This window comes from Halomonas sp. BMC6 (genome assembly GCF_964204995.1).
Lineage (GTDB): Bacteria > Pseudomonadota > Gammaproteobacteria > Pseudomonadales > Halomonadaceae > Vreelandella.
Map to the genome: position 1 here is coordinate 1,209,517 of NZ_CAXNSH010000001.1, position 18,688 is coordinate 1,228,204.

The following is an 18,688-nucleotide window of genomic DNA, read 5'->3' on the forward strand; positions in this document are numbered from 1 at the left end:
GACTCTTGCCCTCCGTCGCGATTAGCCTGCGTCAGTGATCAGGGTGCCTACCCCGGCGTTGGTGAAAATTTCCAGCAGTACGGCGTGGGGCACACGCCCATCAATAATGTGGGCGCTGTTCACGCCGCCTTTCACCGCGTCCAGCGCGCAGCGGATCTTGGGGAGCATCCCGCCGTAGATGGTGCCGTCGGCAATCAGACCGTCCACCTGAGCGGTCGTGAGCCCGGTCAGGACCTTGCCTTCGCTGTTCATCAAGCCTGCCACATTGGTGAGCAGCATCAGCTTTTCGGCGTTCAGCGCTTCGGCCAGTTTGCCTGCCACCAGGTCGGCGTTGATGTTGTAGCTGTTCCCTTCGTCATCGACCCCGATAGGCGCGATGACCGGGATGAAGTCGCGAGCGGCCAGCATCTCGATGAGGTCGGTGGAGATCGACTCCACTTCGCCCACGTGGCCAATATCGATGATCTCCGGCGCGGTCATCTCCGGGCTTTGGTGCTCTACCTTGAGCTGGCGAGCGCGAATTTGAGCGCCATCTTTGCCGGTCAAACCAATCGCTTTGCCGCCGCTTTGGTTGATCAGGTTGACGATGCTCTTGTTGACCAAGCCGCCCAGTACCATCTCGACCACGTCCATGGTTTGGGAGTCGGTGACCCGCATGCCGTTGACGAAGCGGGATTCGATATTGAGCTTCTCCAGCAGGCTGCCAATTTGCGGACCGCCGCCGTGCACCACTACCGGGTTGATGCCAACCTCTTTCATCAGCACGATGTTACGAGCAAACGAGTCGATCAGCGTGTCTTCGGTCATGGCATTGCCACCGTATTTGACGACGACGGTTTTACCGGAAAATTGCTGAATATAGGGAAGTGCTTCTGACAGCACCTCCACAACGACCTGAGGGTCGCGGCTAGCTGAACTCATGACGATGTCCCTTGGCTCTTTTTTAATGTCGGTTGCGTCGCTGTGCGCGGCTGGCAATCACAGCCTGTTTAACACGTCGCGCGTTCTAAAGGCGCGATCATGCCGTTGTGGTGGCCGGTATGGTCAGTGTAGGTGCGACACCGTGCAGCGCGTTTGCAAAGCGTTCACGGATGCGAGCAAGTGCTTCGCTGTCCTTTCCCTCGAAACGCAGAACCAGTGCAGGCGTCGTGTTTGAGGCGCGGCATAATCCCCAGCCGTCTGGGTAATCAACGCGAATGCCATCCAGCGTGGTTTTGATACCTTCGCCGAAGTCGCCCTCTCTGGCAAGCGTCTCGATAATGGCAAATTTTTCTTCATCGGCAACGCTGATATTGATCTCTGGCGTGCTGACATCCTGGGGGAACTGGTCGAAAAAAGCGTCCGCATCGCCTTGGAACTGGGCAAGGATCTCCAGCAGTCGAGCGGCCGAGTAGAGGCCGTCATCGAAACCGTACCAGCGCTCCTTGAAAAAGAGATGACCGCTCATTTCACCGCCCAGCAGCGCGCCGGTCTCTTTCATCCGCGCTTTGATGAGCGAGTGGCCGGTGCGCCACATCTCGGGGTCGCCGCCTGCCTCGCTAATCACCTTCGCTAGGTTGCCGGTGCACTTGATATCGAAGACGACTTTGGCGCCTGGGTTGCGCGACAGCATATCGGTGGCAAACAGCATCATCAGGTGGTCGGGATAAATCATGCGCCCTCGGGGCGTGACGACGCCTAGACGGTCACCGTCGCCATCGAAGGCCAGGCCGATGTCGGCACCGGTCTGTTGAACGTGGCGAATCAGGTCCTGCAGATTTTCAGGCTTACCGGGGTCGGGGTGATGGTTGGGGAAGCGCCCATCGATCTCGGCGAACAGCGGCGTGGTGGCGACGCCCAAACGTTCGACGAGCTGGGGGCCTAATTCGCCCGCCACACCGTTGCCGCAATCCACCACGGCGCTGAGCGGGCGTGCTAGCGTCACATCGCTCAAGATGCGCTCCAGGTAGGTGGCGCGCAAATCGTGGTGGCGAACGCTACCGTCGCCGTGAGTGAAATTACCTGCCTGAATGCGCTCAAAGAGCGCAGTAATCGCGTCGCCCGATAAGGTGTCGCCCGCCAGGACGATTTTAAAGCCATTGTAGTCCGGCGGGTTGTGGCTACCGGTGAGCATAACGCCTGAGCGGCTCTCTGCCAGCGTATGCGTGGCAAAGTAGAGGACCGGTGTGGGCACCATGCCGATGTCGATCACGTCCCGCCCTGCGGCCTGTAGGCCGCGAATGAGCGCCGCCTGCAGGCGCGGCCCAGACGTGCGGCCATCCCGGGCCACGATCACCGTCTGTTCGCCACGAGCGGCCGCTTCGGAGCCGACGGCGCGGCCAATCAGCTCGGTGGTGGCGTCGTCAAGTGTGTCATCTACTACGCCGCGAATGTCGTAGGCGCGAAATATCGAAGCGGGTACGGTCATCATCGATCCTTGAAAACGCTGATAGGGGAGTGAGTCGGCGCGTTATTGACGCCCGGTGCTGCCAAAACCGCCGCTGCCGCGGGACGAGTCGGTGAAGCGATCGACGAGGTCGAGATCGGCTTGCACCACGGGCACCAGAACGTATTGGGCGAGCCGTTCGAAGGGGGTGATCGTGAAGCTGGCCTGACCGCGGTTCCAGACCGAGATCATCAGCTCGCCCTGGTAGTCGGAGTCGATCAAACCTACCAGATTGCCCAGTACGATGCCGTGTTTATGGCCAAGGCCAGAGCGCGGCAAAATCATGCCCGCTAAGCCTGGATCTTCGATATAGATGGCCAGCCCGGTGCGCACGAGCTGACACTCGCCAGGGGCGAGCGTCAGCGGCTCATCCAGCAACGCCCGTAAGTCCATGCCTGCAGAGCCTGCCGTGGCGTAGGTGGGCAGATAGTCATGCAGACGCTCGTCCAACACGTGGCACTGTAGGCGCGGGCGGGGGCTACTCATGGTCAGGCTCCAGAGGTGGTCAAGGAGAGTTGTGTGAAAGCGCGTTGAACGATCAGCGCGGCCAACTGGGTTTTGGGTTGCGGCGCCGCCGCCCATTGCTCGCTTCCATGGGGCGTTCGCCATAGCAGGAGCGCGGCGTTGTCGTCGCTGCCAAAGCCCAGGCCCTGCTGGGAAACGTCGTTGGCGACGATCATGTCGAGCCCTTTGCGGGTGAGCTTGTCCTGGGCGTAGCGCTCCACGTCCTGGGTCTCGGCGGCAAAGCCCACGACGAAGGGGCGCTGGCCGTCTGGCAGTGCCGCCACGTCGGCAATGATGTCGGGGTTTTTCACCAGCGTGAGCGTCAGGGTGTCCTGGTCGTCGGTTTTTTTCAGCTTGTGCTCGGCCGCATGGGCGGCGCGGTAATCGGCCACCGCTGCGCAACCAATGAACAGTGCTGCCGTTGGGGCGAGACGCAGCGCTGCCTCGTGCATCTGCAGGGCCGTATCGACGCTGATCCGCTCGACCCCCTGAGGGGTGGGCAGATTGACCGGGCCGCTAACCAGCGTTACCCGTGCCCCTTGCGCGGCGGCTTCGGCTGCCAGGGCATAGCCCATCTTGCCTGAGCTGTGATTCGACAGGTAGCGGACGGGGTCTAATGCTTCCCGGGTAGGACCAGCAGTAATCACCACGTGCGGAGCATCTTGGGAGGCAATGGACGGTGGAGCAAAATGGCGGCGAAGCGCTTCAATGATCTCCTCAGGCTCGCTCATTCGCCCTGGACCGACGTCACCGCAGGCTTGGTCGCCTGCGGCGGGGCCAATGAGCTGCCAGCCGTCGCTGGCCAGCTGGGCGACATTGCGCTGAGTGGCGGGGTGGCGCCACATGGCTTGATTCATCGCTGGCGCGATGAGTCGTGGCGCCTCGGAGGCCAAGCAGAGCGTAGTGAGTAGATCATCCGCCATGCCGTGCACCAGCCGCGCGATCAGGTCGGCCGTGGCGGGGGCGATGACGATGGCATCCGCCCAGCGGGCGAGCTCGATATGTCCCATGCCGGCTTCCGCGTCAGGATTGAGGAGCGAGGTCCGCACGGGCTCGCCCGAGAGCGCCTGAAGCGTGAGGGGCGTGATGAAGGCTTGGGCCCCCTCGGTCATGACCACGCGCACTTCGCAGCCCGCCTGCTTGAGCAGCCGTACGATCAGCGCGCTTTTGTACGCCGCGATGCCCGCGCTAACGCCGAGCAGCAGGCGCTTACCCGCAAGTGACGACAAAGGGGAGTGCGAAAGTGAGGCCATGGTGGGCAGTCCAGTGTGACGATCAACAAGGGGCTTACCATACCATTTGACCGATTATTTTGGCATGCTCAGGCGAGTGCTAATAAAGCTAGGTAAAGTGAGGCGTGCGGTAGGCATCGCTCATCAAGTGTAGAGGCAGGGAGGCGTCGAATGGGAATTAATCACTGGCCTGAGGGCGAGCGGCCACGGGAAAAACTGCTCAATATGGGCGCTCAGGCGCTCTCGGATGCGGAGCTTCTGGCTATTTTTCTTCGCGTAGGGGTGCAGGGGCGCTCTGCGGTGGATTTGGCGCGGGACCTGCTGACCAGTTTCGGGGGATTAAGGCAGTTGCTGGAAGCCGACCAAACCCAGTTCTGTGCCGCTCGTGGGCTGGGGAGCGCTAAATTTGCGCAACTACAGGCCACACTTGAGCTTTCAAGGCGGCATTTAGCCAGTCAACTGGCGCGTGGCAATGCGTTAACCTCACCTGCCTTAGTGCGTCACTACCTGAGCTCTCAGCTGCGTCATTTGGGGCATGAAGAGTTCGCGGTACTTTTTTTGGATACGCAGCACCGAATTATTCGCTATGAATCCCTGTTTCGCGGTACCCTAGACAGCGCATCCGTTTATCCCCGCGAAGTTGCCAAGCGTGCGCTGGAACTACACGCTGGCGCTGTCATCCTGGCCCACAATCACCCCTCGGGTGTGGCTGAGCCCAGCGATGCCGATCGACGTATCACCGAACGCTTGAAAGATGCCCTTGCACTCTTTGACGTGCGGGTTCTCGATCATTTTGTGGTGGGAGACGGAGACGTGGTGTCGTTTGCCGAGCGTGGCTGGCTATAGCCGTCATATCAGCAGGAGAAAACGTGCGGCGGGTCGTAAGGCCAATGCCTCTTTTCTAAGTAAATTGTCCAAAAACGCGCTTTTTTGGCCTTTTTGGGCGGTTTCGCTTGCTGGTAGCTAGGTGCTCTGGTATAAAGTGCCACCTTTGAACTTGGGTTGAATAACGGATTTGGGTACAGCTAGGCGGTTAACTGCGTCGACTCCCTCCCTGCTCCGGTTTGCCCGACAGTTTTGAACAACTCGCCAAGCGGTTGGAGGCTCTCATGTCCAAAGTATGTCAGGTTACCGGCAAGCGTCCGGTAACTGGTAATAACGTTTCTCACTCCCAGCGTAAGACACGTCGTCGTTTCTTGCCGAACCTGCACACCCATCGTTTTTGGGTTGAATCCGAAAACCGCTTCGTCAAGCTGCGCGTTTCCTCCAAAGGCATGCGCATCATCGACAAGAAAGGTATCGAGACGGTTCTGGCCGACATCCGCAAACGCGGCGACGCTATCTAAGCTAGCTTCTGCTAAGCACTTTTGGGAGAGTTAAACCATGCGCGATAAGATCAAGCTGGTGTCTAGTGCCGGTACTGGCCACTTCTACACCACTGATAAGAACAAGCGGAACACCCCGGATAAGTTCGAATTCAAGAAATACGACCCGGTGGTCCGTAAGCACGTCATCTACAAGGAAGCCAAGATCAAGTAATCGCGGTTACGATGATCGGCTTTCACCGCAGGCGAGCGCCTGTTGAAAAACCCGGCCCAAAGCCGGGTTTTTGCATGTCTGTCGTTAGTGCCCTGGCTGGTCCTGGCTGTCACGGCGCTGTCATCATAGGCTTTCATCATGCCCGAACTGCCTGAAGTAGAAACCACACGACGTGGCATTGCCCCCTATCTCGAAGGGCAAGAGATTACCGAAGTGCGAGTGCGCCAGCCGCGCTTGCGCGTGCCGGTGCCTGACGATCTGGCCGATCGCCTGATCGGCGCGCGCGTCGGCGAGCTGGCGCGCCGCGCCAAGTATTTGCAGATGCCGCTAGCCATGCCCGATGGCCATGCCACGCTGCTGTGGCACTTGGGCATGTCGGGAAGCCTGCGTATTGCGCGCCTGGGCGACGTACCTAAAAAACACGATCATGTGGATCTTGTGACGGCCAGCGGCTATGTGCTGCGCTACCATGACCCGCGGCGGTTTGGTTTCGTCGACTGGCAGCAGGGCGACGGCAGTCGCGATACCCGCCTTGCGCATCTTGGCCCCGAGCCGCTGAGCGAGGCCTTCGATGGCCAGTGGCTCTACCGCCTGTCCCGTGACAAGCGCGTGGCAGTCAAACCCTTTTTGATGGATAACCGAGTGGTCGTGGGTGCGGGCAATATCTATGCCGCCGAAGCGCTGTTCATGGCTGGTATCGACCCGCGCCGTGCGGCGGGGCGTATCTCCCGGGCGCGCTACGATGCGCTGGCGGCCGCCGTCAAAGAGGTCTTGGCGGCAGCCATTACCCAGGGCGGCACCACGCTGCGCGATTTCGTCAGCGGCCAAGGAGAGCCCGGTTATTTCGCCCAGCGGCTGAACGTTTACGGTCGCCACGGGCAGCCCTGCCTGCGCTGTGGCAGCGAGCTGAGGCGAATCACTCTGGGCCAGCGGGCCAGCGTGTTTTGCCCCGGCTGCCAGCGCTAATCGCCGCCTTGGGCGGCGACCTGTTTTGCTTATGCGGGCAGCGCGTCGACGTTGCTCGCCTGCTCTTTTGGAGATTGTTGTGACTCAACGCCTGCGCCTGAACAAGAATGCCGATCGCCGCTTGAAGGCTGGCCATCTGTGGATCTACTCCAACGAAGTCGATATCAAAGAGACGCCGCTGAAAAACTTTGCGGCGGGTGAGCCTGCGCTCGTGGAGGCGTCCAACGGAAAAACGCTGGGCGTGGCTTACGTGAATCCCCACTCGTTGATCTGTGGGCGCGTCATGTCCCGCGATCCTGAAATGCGCCTGGACCGCTCGCTGTTCGTGCATCGTTTCAATCAAGCGCTCGCGCTGCGTCAGCGCGTGTTCGATCAGCCGTTCTATCGTCTGATTCACGGTGAAGGCGATCTGCTGCCGGGCTTGGTGATCGACCGGTTTGGCGATGTGCTGGTGGTGCAGCTCAACACCGCCGGTATGCAGGCACTGGCAGAGGAGATCGTCGATGCGCTGGAGAAAGTCGTCAAGCCGAGCGCCATCGTCTTCCGTAACGACACCGGTGGCCGCCGTCAGGAGGGTCTGGAAGCCCACGTGGAAGTGGTCAAAGGCACGCTGCCCGATGAAGTGCTGCTGGTCGAAAATGGCGTCACCTTTGCCGTACCGGTGCTGAACGGCCAGAAAACCGGCTGGTTCTACGATCACCGCGTCAACCGCGCTTGGCTCAACAGCCAAGTGGCGGGTAAGCGCGTGCTGGATGTCTTCAGCTACGTGGGTGGCTGGGGCGTTCAGGCAGCGGCCAGCGGTGCCTCAGAAGTGCTCTGCGTGGACGCATCCGGTGCGGCGTTGGAGCAGGTGGCGCGCAACGCCGAACTCAACGGTGTTCAAGAGCAGGTGGCGATTGGTGAAGGCGACGCCTTTGAAGCCCTGGCGGCATTGAAGGCCGATGGCGAGCAGTTCGACGTGGTGATTCTCGATCCGCCTGCGTTCATCAAAAAGCGCAAGGACATTCCCCACGGTGAGCGCGCCTACTCGCGTCTCAATCGTGAGGCGATGCGTCTGCTAGGCCGCGACGGCCTGCTGCTGTCGGCGTCGTGTTCCATGCACTTGGCGTCCGAGCGCTTGGTCGACGTAGTCCGTGGCGCGGTGCGCCACCAGGATCGTCACGGCCAGGTCATCTTCCAGGGCCACCAAGGGCCGGATCATCCGGTACATCCGGCCATTCCGGAAACGGCCTATTTGAAGGCGCTGGGCGTTCGCGTATTCCGCGATTGACCCCCCGCTAACCGTCAATATGAGGTAGAACAAGGAGAGAGCCACATGGAGTGGGCATTGCCAGACCCGTTTGTGATCGACCTGAAGGTGCTGCCCGAGGCGATCGATGCCTATCAGCACGTCAATAACAGCGAGTACTTGCGCTGGGTTGAGCAAATTAGCTGGGCGCACTCCGAGGCACTGGGGCTCTCTCTTGAGCGCTACCGAACGCTGGACAGGGCAATGGTGGTACACCGCCATGAGCTGGACTACCTCGCACCCGCCTTTTCCGGCGATGCGCTGCAGCTTGCGACTTGGATCGTCGCCTGCGACGGCCGGTTTAGCCTAACCCGTCGCTTTCAGTTGAAGCGTGTGGAGGATGGCAAAACGCTGCTCAACGCCCGCACCCGATTTGCGTGCGTGGCCCTCTCCAGCGGCCGCCCGAAGCGTTTGCCTGACGAGTATCAGCGTATCTATGGCAGTGCGGTGATCGAGGAGCGATGAGGCGGAGCTGAGGAGCGTCGATTTTTTCGTGTGCCGCGCTCACGCACTAGATATTTCTGTTAAAAAACGCCTTAGCCGGCGTTTTTTTTCGTTTTGATTCATAGGGGTGGTGGTTCTCACCGGCTGTGCTGTAATGCAGTGAGCGACGTGTCGTTCATCCGAACTGTGGAGAATTCAGCCATGAAAATTGCCGTTCCCAAAGAGATCAAAAATCACGAGTACCGTGTCGCCCTTACGCCGACAGGGGTGCGCGAGCTAACCGGGCGTGGCCACCATGTCTACGTGGAGAGTGGCGCGGGCGACGGCGCAGGCTTTCCCGATAGCGCTTATCAAAGCGCGGGCGCCACCATCGAAAAAAGCGTGGAGGCGCTGTGGCAACACGCCGAGCTGATCTTGAAAGTCAAAGAGCCGCAGCCAGAGGAGGTCGCGCGTCTCACCCCGGAGCATACGCTGTTTACCTACTTGCACTTGGCCGCTGAAAAGTCCCTCACCCAAGGGCTAATGGAAAGCGGTGCCACTTGTATTGCCTACGAAACCATTACCGATGCCAAAGGCGGCCTGCCACTGCTTGCCCCCATGAGCACCGTCGCTGGCCGAATGGCCGTACAGGCGGGGGCGCATAGCCTGGAGAAAGCGCAGGGCGGTTCTGGCGTACTGCTGCCGGGTGTCCCCGGTGTGTCGCCAGGCAAAGTGACAGTGATCGGCGGTGGCGTGGTGGGCGAGAACGCTGCTCGCATGGCGCTGGGACTGGGCGCGGACGTCACGATTCTGGATAAATCCATTGCCCGGCTGGAAGTGCTGGATGATCGCTATCAGGGGCGCATCAAAACCGTTTACTCCACGGCCGACGCGCTGGATCACGCGGTACGAGAGTCGGACATGATCGTGGGGGCCGTGCTCATTCCGGGGGCTGCAGCCCCCAAGCTGATCACGCGTGCCATGCTGGCAGACATGAAGCCGGGGAGCGTACTGGTAGACGTGGCGATCGATCAGGGCGGCTGCTTTGAAACCAGCAAGCCCACCACCCACGCCGAGCCCACCTATCTCGTGGATGGCATCGTGCACTACTGTGTGGCCAACATGCCCGGTGCCGTGGCACGTACGTCTACGCTAGGGCTGACCAACGCCACGCTGCCGTTCGTGCTGGCACTCGCCGACAAAGGCTGGCAAAAGGCGCTCGCCGACGATGCGCACTTCTTGCCCGGTCTGAACGTTCATAATGGCCAGATCACTTACCGTGCGGTCGCCGAGGCCTTTGGCTTGGCGAGCGTCGACCCCAGCAGTGTGGTGGGGCGATAAAGGGCTTAAGCGTGTCTAATGCTCAATAGTGGGGCGGAACGTCATCTTCAGGGCGAAAGCTGCCTTGGCTATCGCCTGCTTGGAGCGCCTGATGCTGTTCACGTAGCCGTTCGCGCATCAAGGCGCTGAGTTGCTCGAGTTTTTCCAAGCGTCGTTCTTGCTGGGCGACCGCTTGGTCGAGCGTATCCAGCCAATGCTCTTGATAAGCCAGCCGACTCTCCAACGATTCAAGACGTTGAGTGAGCTCGGCAGGCGATAAATCGTTTGTCATGATAACATCGTCACCTTGTGTAGTATGCTCGGTACTGTTAGGAATGGGCCTGGTAGTTCGAGTATTGTCCTTCGTCTGTTACCCATACAACAAGAGAGCTTTCATCATCTATGAACCCAAAAGTTGTTTTTCGCTGTTTCTTTATCAGTATCTTACTGGCCGCCCCCACGCCGCTTTTGTTGGCGGGGATCGTTCATTTAACCAATGCACCGATGGCTGAACAGTGGCTAGCTGGCGCGGCGTTTAGTGTGTATGCCGCCGTCGCCCTTGGCTGCTTTGTCATGTTGTTCATTGGCACGTTAGCCGCCGCTGCCCTGGCGCCGCCCATGGTGGTCAAAGCGGACGTTGCCCGAGTGAAACCAGCACCGCGTCAGCCTCAAGCGACGTCGCCGGTAGCGGACGATGATGAAGAAGACATCATCGATCCCAACGATGGCCGTGAAGAGGGAGAGGTCAAGTGGTTCAATACCAATAAAGGTTACGGCTTCATTACCCGCGATAACGGAGAGGACGTATTCGTTCACTTTCGTGCCATCCGTGGCCGCGGCCCACGGATGCTGGCCGAAGGCCAAATCGTTCGCTATCACGTGATCAAAAACGATCGTGGCCTGCAGGCCGATGATGTGAGTATTATCGAGTAAGCGTTCTAACAGCGTCCCTTGCTGGTAGAGAAAACCCCCGCATTGGCGGGGGTTTTTGCATTTAGCGGCCCGAATCGGGCCATTCGATGGCACGCTCTTGGCCGCTGGGTAGAACTTGCCAAAAACGGTCAGGGTCATCGCCGGGATGCCAGCCGCCTAGCGAGCAGCGAACTTCCACCTGCAGCGCCTCAGCGGCATGCTGAGCGCACTCCTGATCGGTATGCCACGGCGTCTGGTTGCTGTCGAACCAGAGACTGGCAAAACCATCGGCAGCGTTGTCCACCAGCAGCACCGGCACGCTATCGCCCTGATGTTGGCCGCGGGTTTTCCATTTCCCCTTGCCTGCCGGGCTGAGGGGTGGTGCGCTCAGAACCTCGGCCAGCCAAGCATTGACGTCATCCAGCGTGACCCGCGCCAGATACACTTCGATATCCGGAAACCGCTCCATCATACGCTTACCTCATCGGTGGTCAGCAGCGCTTGCAGGGTTGCTTCGTAGATGCGGCTCAGCCCATCCAAATCGCTGGCCCGCACGCGCTCGTTCACCTTGTGGATGGTGTCATTGAGCGGTCCGAGTTCGACCACCTGGGCGCCTAGGGTGGCAATGAAACGGCCATCGGAGGTGCCGCCGCTGGTGGAGAGCTGCGGACGCTCACCGGTCACGGCTTCCACGCCACGAATCGCCGCATCCACCAGCTCGCCTTCTGCGGTCAGGAATGGTTCGCCGTTCAGGGTCCAATCAATGTGGTACTCGAGGCCGTGCTGATCCAGAATCGCCTCGGTGCGTGAGCGCAGCTCGTCATGGGTGACTTCGGTGGAATAGCGGAAGTTGAACACCACCTCTACCTCGCCAGGAATCACGTTGGTGGCTCCGGTACCGGCACGCATGTTCGAGATCTGAAAACTGGTCGCAGGGAAGAAGTCATTGCCTGCATCCCAATGCTCGTTGACGAGCGCATCCAGGGCGGGCATCGCTTGGTGAATCGGGTTGCGCGCTAGGTGGGGGTAGGCCACATGGCCCTGCACGCCTTTCACATGCAGCACGCCGCCCAAAGAGCCACGGCGCCCGTTTTTGATCACGTCGCCCAGGCGAGCGGTAGACGAGGGCTCGCCCACGATGCAGTAGTCCAAGCGTTCATTGCGCTCGCGAAGGTGTTCGACCACCGCGCGGGTGCCGTCGATGGCGGGCCCCTCTTCATCGGAGGTAATCAAAAACGCGATCCGCCCCTCGTGGTCGGGGTAGCGGGCGACAAAGCGCTCCACCGCCGTCAGCATCGCTGCCAGGCTGCCTTTCATGTCCGCCGCGCCGCGCCCGCACAGCATGCCTTGGTCGTCGATACAGGGCTCGAAAGGCGGAAATTCCCAGTTGGTGTGTGGCCCGCTGGGCACCACGTCGGTGTGTCCGGCAAAGGCAATCACCGGGCCGTGATGACCGCGTACGGCCCAAAAGTTCTTCACGTCGCCAAAGGGGAGCTGCTCGATATGGAAACCGAGCGCCGTTAAGCGCTCGATCATCAGGTTCTGGCAGCCTTCATCGTCGGGGGTCACCGATGCCCGGCTAAGCAGCTCGAACGCCAGCGTCAGCGTCGGCGACAGTGAGTCAGGCTCAGTTATGGGCATGCAGCGCCTCGTTCAGCGCAATGGCGCTTTTATTGGTCAGGCACTCGATGCGGCCACTCTGTGAGTTGCGGCGCAGCAGCAGGTCGTCTTGGCCTGCCAGCTCGCGGGCGGCAACGGTATTGACTTCCTGGCCCTGGTCATCCAATAGCGTCACTTTGGAGCCTGCGGTGATGTAGAGGCCAGCTTCGACGGTGCAACGGTCACCCAGCGGAATGCCGATGCCGGCATTGGCACCAATTAGGCAGCCTTCGCCCACCTTGATGATGATGTTGCCGCCGCCCGATAGCGTGCCCATGGTCGAGCAACCGCCGCCCAGGTCAGAACCTTTGCCGACCATCACACCTGCGGAAATGCGTCCTTCGATCATGCCGGGGCCTTCGGTGCCCGCGTTGAAGTTGACGAACCCTTCATGCATGACCGTGGTGCCTTCGCCCAGGTAAGCGCCCAGACGTACGCGGGCGGTGTCGCCGATGCGGATGCCGGTGGGCACAACGTAGTCGGTCATTTTGGGGAATTTGTCCACGCAGTCGACGGACAGCGTACGGCCAGCCAGGCGTGCCTTGAGACGGCGGGCGGGCAGCTCTTCGATGTCGATGGCGCCTTCGTTGGTCCAGGCGATGTTACGCAGCAGGCCGAACATGCCGGTCAGGTCCAGGCCGTGAGGCTTCACTAAGCGATGCGACAGCAGGTGCAGCTTCAGGTACACCTCCGGGGCGGTTTGCGGCGGCTGGTCGCTCTCCAGGAACATCGCCACCAGCGGGCGCTGGCTAGTGGCCAGCGACTCGGCCAGGGCGGCCTGCTCGGAGTGGCCTGCCGCTTCCAGCGCTTTGGCCAGGCGGGTGCAGTCTTCCGGCAGGAAGCTCACCGGGGCATTGCCTGCCGGTGCATCCAGCGCTTCTTGGGCGGCGGCGACCAGACTCGCGTCCGGATTGAGCAGCGGGGCCGGGTAGTAGATTTCCAGCCAGTCGCCCTGGGTGTTTTGGGTGCCGATTCCAAGCGCGAAGCTCAGCATAACGCGTATTCCTTAGAGGTTAGTGAGAGAAAGTGAGTGAGAGAAGTCGAGTCCAGGTTAGCCGCTTAGCGTGTCATAGTCGCCGTCACGGTAGCCGATCAGGATGGTGCCGTCGTCGAGTTCCAGCAGCGGCCGCTTGAGCAGCGTCGGGTGCTGGAGCAGCAGCTGACGCGCCGAGTTGGCATCGTAATCCTTCTCTTCGTCAGAAAGATCCCGCCAGATTTTGCTGCGCTTGTTGATTACCTCGACCAGCGGAACACGGTTCAGGATGTGTTCGAGTAGCGCCGCCGACAAGCCATCTTTACGCAGGTCGTGGGTTTTATACATCAGCGCTTTGTCGTCCAGCGCTTTGCGCGCTTTGCGGCAGGTGTCGCAGTTATGAATGATGTAGAGCGTCAGCATAGAGCCTCCTGTCGTCGTCTTAGGCGGCGCGGACTAGCCGCGCTCGATAAGTTGGCGAAGGCGCGTGGCCGCTTCCAAGGTCGGCTCAAGCTCCGCCACTAAGGCTAAGCGTAGCCGACCCGCGCCAGGATTATGGCCGTTGTGGCCTGGGCGGCCCATTAAACTGCCGGGAAGCACGCTCACGTGTTGTTCGCTGAATAGCCGCTGGGTAAAGGCGATATCGTCGCCGCCCGGTACCGCAGGCCAGAGGTAGAAGCTCGCTTCGGGGGTGGGGAAGTCCATCACCGGGGCGAGTACTTCCGTCACCGCGCTGAATTTTTCCCGGTAGGCGTCGCGGTTGGCGCGCACGTGGGTTTCGTCCTGCCAGGCTGCGATGGACGCGTGCTGCAGCGGCAGCGACATGGCGCAGCCATGATAGGTGCGGTAGCGCTTGAAAGGGGCGAGTAGGCCCGCATCGCCCGCCACGAAGCCGGAGCGTAGGCCCGGTAGGTTGGAGCGCTTGGAGAGCGAGTGGAAGACCACGCAGCGGCGGTAGTCATCGCGGCCAAGCTCGGCGCAGGCCTGTAAAAGCCCGGGCGGCGGCGTGTTCTCGTCTAGGTAAAGCTCGGAGTAGCACTCGTCGGAGGCGATGATGAAGTCGTGCTCATCGGCCAGGGCAATCAGCTGTTTGAACTCGGCCAGCGGCGTGACGGCCCCGGTCGGGTTGCCCGGCGAGCAGATAAACACGATCTGCACGTCGCGCCAAGTGTCGGCGCTGACCGCTGAAAAATCGGGGCGGAAGCCGTTTTCGGCGGTGCAGTCCAGGTAGAGCGGCTGGCCGCCTGCCAGTAGCGTCGCGCCTTCGTAAATTTGGTAGAACGGATTGGGCACGGCCACCTTGGCGGGGCGCGTGCGATCCAGCGCGGCCTGCACGAAGGCGAAGATCGCTTCGCGAGTGCCGTTCACCGGCAGTACCTGGCGTTCGGCGTCCAGCCCCGCGAGGCCAAAGCGCTGGGTCGCCCAGGCGGCGATCGTCTCGCGTAGCGCGGGCAGGCCGTTGGTGGCCGGATAGCGGGCCATGTCGAGCTGGTGGGCAATGAGAGCGTCCAGCGCGCCTTGATAGGGGGCGTGCTGAGGTTCGCCGATCGTCAGCGGAATATGCGTCAGTCCCGCCGGGGGCGTGAGCGCCGCTTTGAGGGCGGCCAGCTTTTCAAACGGATAGGGGTGTAGGGCGTTGAGATCAGGGTTCATGGCGCGTCCGTTGAGAGCGTAAGGGCGGGAGCGGTAGGCAAAACCATTTATCGAACCGCCGATTATAGGCAAGCCCTGGGGCAGGCTCAAACCTAACCACCAGGGCAGGGCGACTTTATGGTTTAGACGCCTAGCACTTCTATCAGCCGTTCGCGAAGCTGCTGCTGGCGTTCGGGGTCGGTGAGCGGCTCGCCTGCCTTGGTGGTAATGAAGAACACGTCCTCTACCCGCTCGCCCAACGTGGCGATCTTGGCGGCCGAGAGGGCAATATCCTGCTCCATGAAGATGCGCCCTACCCGAGCCAGCAGGCCGGGGCGGTCGGGGGCGGTCAGTTCCAGCAGGGTACGCTCGTTGGCCGGGTCCTGTTCGATCACCACTTCGGTTGGCACTTTGAAGTGCTTGAGCTGGCGCGGCGTGTGTCGGGTGACGATCTCGGGGTAGTCGTCCGGGTCGTCCAGCTCTTCTACCAAGTGGCTGCGCATCTCTTCGATGCGCTCCGGGTCACGAATCGGCTGACCGTGGCTATCCAGCACGATGAAGGTGTTGAGCGTCCAGTCGTTGTGCGACGTGGCAATGCGCGCATCGTGAATCGAAAGCCCGAGCTGCTCCATGGCGGCGGCGGTGGCGGCGAACAGGTCATCCACCGAGCGGGTGTGAATGAACACTTTGGTGCCGCCTTCGGCCATGTCGGCGGTGGGCGCGCTGATCAACACCAGCGGCAGCGGCGAGGGCTGGTGCGCCAGAATGCCTTGGGTCTGCCAGACGATCTCGCTGGGCGCGTACTGCAGGAAGTAATCTTCCCCCAGCGACTCCCACAGCTGGTCGATTTGGCCACTATCGACGCCGACTGTTTGCAGCAGCGAGCGCGCCTCAGTGCGAGTTTCGCGCACCCAGTCGTCTCGATCCGGTGGATTTTTCAGCCCACGGCGCAGGGCGCGTTTGGTTTCGGCGTGGAGCTGGCGCAATAGAGATGCCCGCCAGCCGTTCCATAGGGTGGGGTTGGTGGCGTTGATGTCAGCGACGGTGAGCACGTAGAGGTAGTCCAGGCGGGTCTCGTCGCGCACGATCAGTGCGAAGTCGCGGATTACGTCGGGGTCGCTGATGTCACGCTTCTGGGCAGTCATCGACATCAGCAGATGATGCTCCACCAGCCAGCTCACTAGGTTGGTGTCGTGCTGGGAAATGTGGTGGCGATGACAGAATTGCTCGACATCCCGCGCGCCGATTTCGGAGTGGTCGCCGCCACGGCCTTTGCCGATGTCGTGGAACAGGCCCGCAATCCACAGCAGGTCCAGCTTGGGTAACTGGTGGATGAGCGTCGCTGCCACGGGGAAGTCGCCCTTGGCCTCTGGCTTGCGGAAACCGTGCAGGAATTTCAGTAGGCGCAGGGTATGGGCATCGACCGTGTAGATATGGAACAGGTCGTGCTGCATCAGCCCCACGGCGCGACCAAACTCCGGCAGGTACTTGCCGAGAATGCCGTAGCGGTTCATGCGTCGCAGCTGGCGAGGAACGTTCCCCGGTGCCCGCATGATGGCCATGAAGAGTCGCTGGTGGCGCGGGTCTTCCCGGTAGTGATCGTCGATTTGATGGCGATGGTCACGAATCAGCCGAATGGTGTCGGCGCGAACCCCCTCGATCTCCGGGTGCTTGGCCATCAGCAGGAAGAGTTCCAGCATGGCCGCGGGGCGCTCGCGGAACAGGTTGCGCGAACGTACCTGGATATAGCCGCCCTTGGTTTCGAAGCGCTCGTTGAGCTTGACGGTTTCCAATGACTCCTTGCCGCGCAGAATCACTTCGTCGAAGTGCTGCAGCAGCATGTCGTTGAGCCCGGCAAGGGCCGTTACATGGCGATAGTAACGCTTCATGAACTGCTCGACGGCGAGCCGTTCGGGAGTGTCCTTGAAGCCGAACATCTCGGCAATGGTGCGCTGGTGATCGAACAGCAGCCGATCTTCGGCTCGGCCTGTGAGCATGTGCAGGGCGTAGCGCACCTGCCAGAGAAACGCCTGGCCCTGGCTAAGAATGCGCAGCTCGGCGTCGTTCATGAAGCCGTTGGCGACGATGTCGGTGTACTGCTCGGTGCCAAAATGGCGCTTGGCCACCCAGCCAATCATCTGGATATCGCGTAGGCCGCCGGGGGAGCTTTTGAGGTTGGGCTCCAGGTGGTACTCGGAGTTGTTGTAGCGGTAGTGGCGGGCGATCTGCTCCTGCCACTTGGCCTCGAAAAAGCGGTCGGCGGGCCACAGGTTCGGCGTGCTCAAGCGTTCGCGCATTTTCTCGCGCAGGCTCTCCGGTCCGGCGATGAGGCGCGACTCCAGCAGGTTGGTGATCACCGTCACGTCTGCTTCAGCTTCCCGTTCGCAGTCGTTGAGTGAGCGCACGCTGTGGCCGATCTCCAGGCCGATATCCCAGAGAAAGGTGATAAAAGCGCTCAGCGGCTCCCGGTAGGGGGTGTCGTCGTCGTGTTCGAGCAGTAGGAGGAGGTCGATGTCCGAGTGGGGATGCAGTTCACCACGCCCGTAGCCTCCCACCGCTACCAGCGCGACGCCGTCGTCGGGCCAAGCGTGCTGGGCCCAGGCAATGGCGAGAAGCTGGTCGAGATACCACGCCCGGCCGCGGACTAGGTCGCGGATATCGGCACCGGCGCGAAACTGCTCGTCCAGCCGTGCCTGAATGTCCCGTAAAGCCGCTTTGAAGGGGGCGATGGGAGAGCGTGACCCGGCAAGCTCGGTGCGAAACAGATCGAGATCGTAAAGCGACGTGTCCGGCTCGAACCGGTAGTGGTGAAGAAGCATCAGCGATTCAGGAAGCTAAAGTCTTCGTCGCTGCGTGCCGTCAGCACGTCAACGCCGGTGTCGGTGACGAGCAGGGTGTGCTCCCACTGGGCCGATAGGCTGCGATCTTTCGTGACGGCGGTCCAGCCATCCCGCAGTACCTTGGTTTTGTAACCGCCCACGTTGATCATCGGCTCGATGGTGAAGCACATGCCCGCTTCCAGGCGGATGTCGGCATCGGGGGCGTAGCCGTCGTAGTGCAGGAACTGCGGGTCTTCGTGAAAGTCGGCACCAATGCCGTGGCCGCAGAAATCACGTACCACCGAGTAACCATGGGCTTCGGCGTGCTGCTGAATCACACGGGCAAGCTCAGAAAGGCGCACGCCAGGCTTGACCAGCTCGATGCTTTTATACAGGCACTCTTGGGTGATGCGGCACAGGCGTTCGCCCTGAATGGTGTCGCCCACCACGAACATCACGCTGGAGTCACCGTGGTAGCCATCGGGCGTGCGCACGGTGATGTCCAGGTTCATGATGTCGCCGTTTTTGAGCTTTTTGGCGTCATCGGGGATGCCGTGGCACACCACATGGTTGATGGAGGTACAGGTTGCTTTGGGAAAGCCGTGGTAGTTCAGCGGTGCCGGCGTCGAGCCCAGCTCGTTAACGATGTACTCGTGGCACAGGCGGTCGATCTCGCCGGTGCTGATGCCCGCTTTGACGTGGGGCGTGATCATTTCGATAACGCTGGCCGCCTGGCGACCGGCTTCGCGCATTTTCTCGATTTCAGAAGGCGTCTTGATGGGAACGTTCATGAATTCTCGATGTGGCTTCTGGGTAAGTGATGAGCGGCCAATTGCGCGTCGAAACGCGCCTGCGGCTTCATCTTGGCAATGATCTATGGTATAAAGCCGCGCGCTTTCCTGCAATCGCCATCCAATGCTTCTTTACTGGCTGGCGCGGCGCGAAAGGGCAACGAGATCGCAACGCAGCACCGCTGGGTTGCACAACAGCAAGCCT

At 61.0% G+C, this 18,688-nt stretch carries 20 protein-coding genes; 8 read left to right on the forward strand and 12 right to left on the reverse strand.

Annotated features, from left to right (window positions below; translation table 11 throughout):
- Positions 1-21: 21 nt before the first annotated feature.
- The 4 genes from argB to coaBC all read right to left on the reverse strand — a co-directional run bounded on the left by argB (position 22) and on the right by coaBC (position 4,182).
- The gene (gene argB / locus AB6K10_RS05785) at positions 22-921 is read right to left on the reverse strand and encodes an acetylglutamate kinase (protein WP_159340971.1); all 900 of its coding nucleotides are present in this window, start codon (positions 919-921) and stop codon (positions 22-24) included.
- Positions 922-1,018: 97 nt separating this feature from the next.
- On the reverse strand, positions 1,019-2,407 hold the full coding sequence (locus AB6K10_RS05790; protein ID WP_159340973.1) for a phosphomannomutase/phosphoglucomutase: 1,389 nt from the start codon (positions 2,405-2,407) through the stop codon (positions 1,019-1,021).
- Positions 2,408-2,449: 42 nt separating this feature from the next.
- A complete protein-coding gene (gene dut, locus AB6K10_RS05795; RefSeq protein WP_253019124.1) occupies positions 2,450-2,911 on the reverse strand; it encodes a dUTP diphosphatase in 462 nt (153 codons plus the stop codon).
- Positions 2,912-2,913: 2 nt separating this feature from the next.
- Positions 2,914-4,182 (reverse strand): bifunctional phosphopantothenoylcysteine decarboxylase/phosphopantothenate--cysteine ligase CoaBC, encoded by a 1,269-nt coding sequence (gene coaBC / locus AB6K10_RS05800; RefSeq protein WP_339118161.1) that lies wholly within the window; start codon positions 4,180-4,182, stop codon positions 2,914-2,916.
- A gap of 150 nt (positions 4,183-4,332) precedes the next feature.
- On the opposite strand from coaBC, the gene radC reads away from it, so the two are divergent.
- The 7 genes from radC to ald all read left to right on the forward strand — a co-directional run bounded on the left by radC (position 4,333) and on the right by ald (position 9,718).
- Positions 4,333-5,007, forward strand: coding sequence for a DNA repair protein RadC (radC, locus tag AB6K10_RS05805; RefSeq protein ID WP_159340979.1), 675 nt, complete (start codon positions 4,333-4,335; stop codon positions 5,005-5,007).
- 263 nt (positions 5,008-5,270) lie between these two features.
- On the forward strand, positions 5,271-5,507 hold the full coding sequence (gene rpmB, locus AB6K10_RS05810; protein ID WP_038481085.1) for a 50S ribosomal protein L28: 237 nt from the start codon (positions 5,271-5,273) through the stop codon (positions 5,505-5,507).
- 37 nt (positions 5,508-5,544) lie between these two features.
- Positions 5,545-5,700 (forward strand): 50S ribosomal protein L33, encoded by a 156-nt coding sequence (gene rpmG / locus AB6K10_RS05815; RefSeq protein WP_009098622.1) that lies wholly within the window; start codon positions 5,545-5,547, stop codon positions 5,698-5,700.
- Positions 5,701-5,838: 138 nt separating this feature from the next.
- Positions 5,839-6,666: a bifunctional DNA-formamidopyrimidine glycosylase/DNA-(apurinic or apyrimidinic site) lyase gene (gene mutM, locus AB6K10_RS05820; RefSeq protein ID WP_253019122.1), complete on the forward strand. Its 828-nt coding sequence runs from the start codon at positions 5,839-5,841 to the stop codon at positions 6,664-6,666.
- Positions 6,667-6,697: 31 nt separating this feature from the next.
- Positions 6,698-7,936 carry a class I SAM-dependent rRNA methyltransferase gene (locus AB6K10_RS05825; RefSeq protein WP_339118162.1) on the forward strand — a complete coding sequence of 413 codons (1,239 nt, stop codon included), beginning with the start codon at positions 6,698-6,700 and terminating at the stop codon, positions 7,934-7,936.
- Positions 7,937-7,981: 45 nt separating this feature from the next.
- Positions 7,982-8,419 carry a thioesterase family protein gene (locus AB6K10_RS05830; RefSeq protein WP_253019121.1) on the forward strand — a complete coding sequence of 146 codons (438 nt, stop codon included), beginning with the start codon at positions 7,982-7,984 and terminating at the stop codon, positions 8,417-8,419.
- Positions 8,420-8,599: 180 nt separating this feature from the next.
- Positions 8,600-9,718 carry an alanine dehydrogenase gene (gene ald / locus AB6K10_RS05835; protein WP_339118163.1) on the forward strand — a complete coding sequence of 373 codons (1,119 nt, stop codon included), beginning with the start codon at positions 8,600-8,602 and terminating at the stop codon, positions 9,716-9,718.
- A gap of 22 nt (positions 9,719-9,740) precedes the next feature.
- Here the strand turns inward: ald and AB6K10_RS05840 are convergent, their stop codons facing one another.
- Positions 9,741-9,989, reverse strand: a complete 249-nt coding sequence (locus AB6K10_RS05840) for a SlyX family protein (RefSeq protein WP_139528306.1) — start codon at positions 9,987-9,989, stop codon at positions 9,741-9,743.
- Between the two features lie 110 nt (positions 9,990-10,099).
- Between AB6K10_RS05840 and AB6K10_RS05845 the strand changes: the two genes are divergently transcribed.
- Positions 10,100-10,630: a cold-shock protein gene (locus AB6K10_RS05845; protein WP_139528307.1), complete on the forward strand. Its 531-nt coding sequence runs from the start codon at positions 10,100-10,102 to the stop codon at positions 10,628-10,630.
- 61 nt (positions 10,631-10,691) lie between these two features.
- Here AB6K10_RS05845 and AB6K10_RS05850 read toward each other — a convergent pair whose 3' ends face one another.
- The 7 genes from AB6K10_RS05850 to map form a co-directional block, all read right to left on the reverse strand.
- A complete protein-coding gene (locus AB6K10_RS05850; protein WP_339118164.1) occupies positions 10,692-11,081 on the reverse strand; it encodes a hypothetical protein in 390 nt (129 codons plus the stop codon).
- Entirely contained in the window at positions 11,078-12,250 is a 1,173-nt protein-coding gene (dapE, locus tag AB6K10_RS05855) for a succinyl-diaminopimelate desuccinylase (protein ID WP_285263803.1), read from the reverse strand. The genes AB6K10_RS05850 and dapE overlap by 4 nt, the downstream gene beginning before the upstream one ends.
- On the reverse strand, positions 12,237-13,262 hold the full coding sequence (gene dapD / locus AB6K10_RS05860) for a 2,3,4,5-tetrahydropyridine-2,6-dicarboxylate N-succinyltransferase (protein WP_253019118.1): 1,026 nt from the start codon (positions 13,260-13,262) through the stop codon (positions 12,237-12,239). Before dapD ends, dapE begins: the two co-directional genes overlap by 14 nt.
- Before the next feature lie 57 nt (positions 13,263-13,319).
- Positions 13,320-13,664: a Spx/MgsR family RNA polymerase-binding regulatory protein gene (locus AB6K10_RS05865; protein WP_339118165.1), complete on the reverse strand. Its 345-nt coding sequence runs from the start codon at positions 13,662-13,664 to the stop codon at positions 13,320-13,322.
- Between the two features lie 33 nt (positions 13,665-13,697).
- Positions 13,698-14,894: a succinyldiaminopimelate transaminase gene (gene dapC / locus AB6K10_RS05870; RefSeq protein WP_339118166.1), complete on the reverse strand. Its 1,197-nt coding sequence runs from the start codon at positions 14,892-14,894 to the stop codon at positions 13,698-13,700.
- 122 nt (positions 14,895-15,016) lie between these two features.
- Positions 15,017-17,692: a [protein-PII] uridylyltransferase gene (locus AB6K10_RS05875; RefSeq protein WP_339118167.1), complete on the reverse strand. Its 2,676-nt coding sequence runs from the start codon at positions 17,690-17,692 to the stop codon at positions 15,017-15,019.
- Positions 17,692-18,483, reverse strand: coding sequence for a type I methionyl aminopeptidase (gene map / locus AB6K10_RS05880; RefSeq protein WP_159341004.1), 792 nt, complete (start codon positions 18,481-18,483; stop codon positions 17,692-17,694). The genes AB6K10_RS05875 and map overlap by 1 nt, the downstream gene beginning before the upstream one ends.
- Positions 18,484-18,688 lie beyond the last annotated feature (205 nt).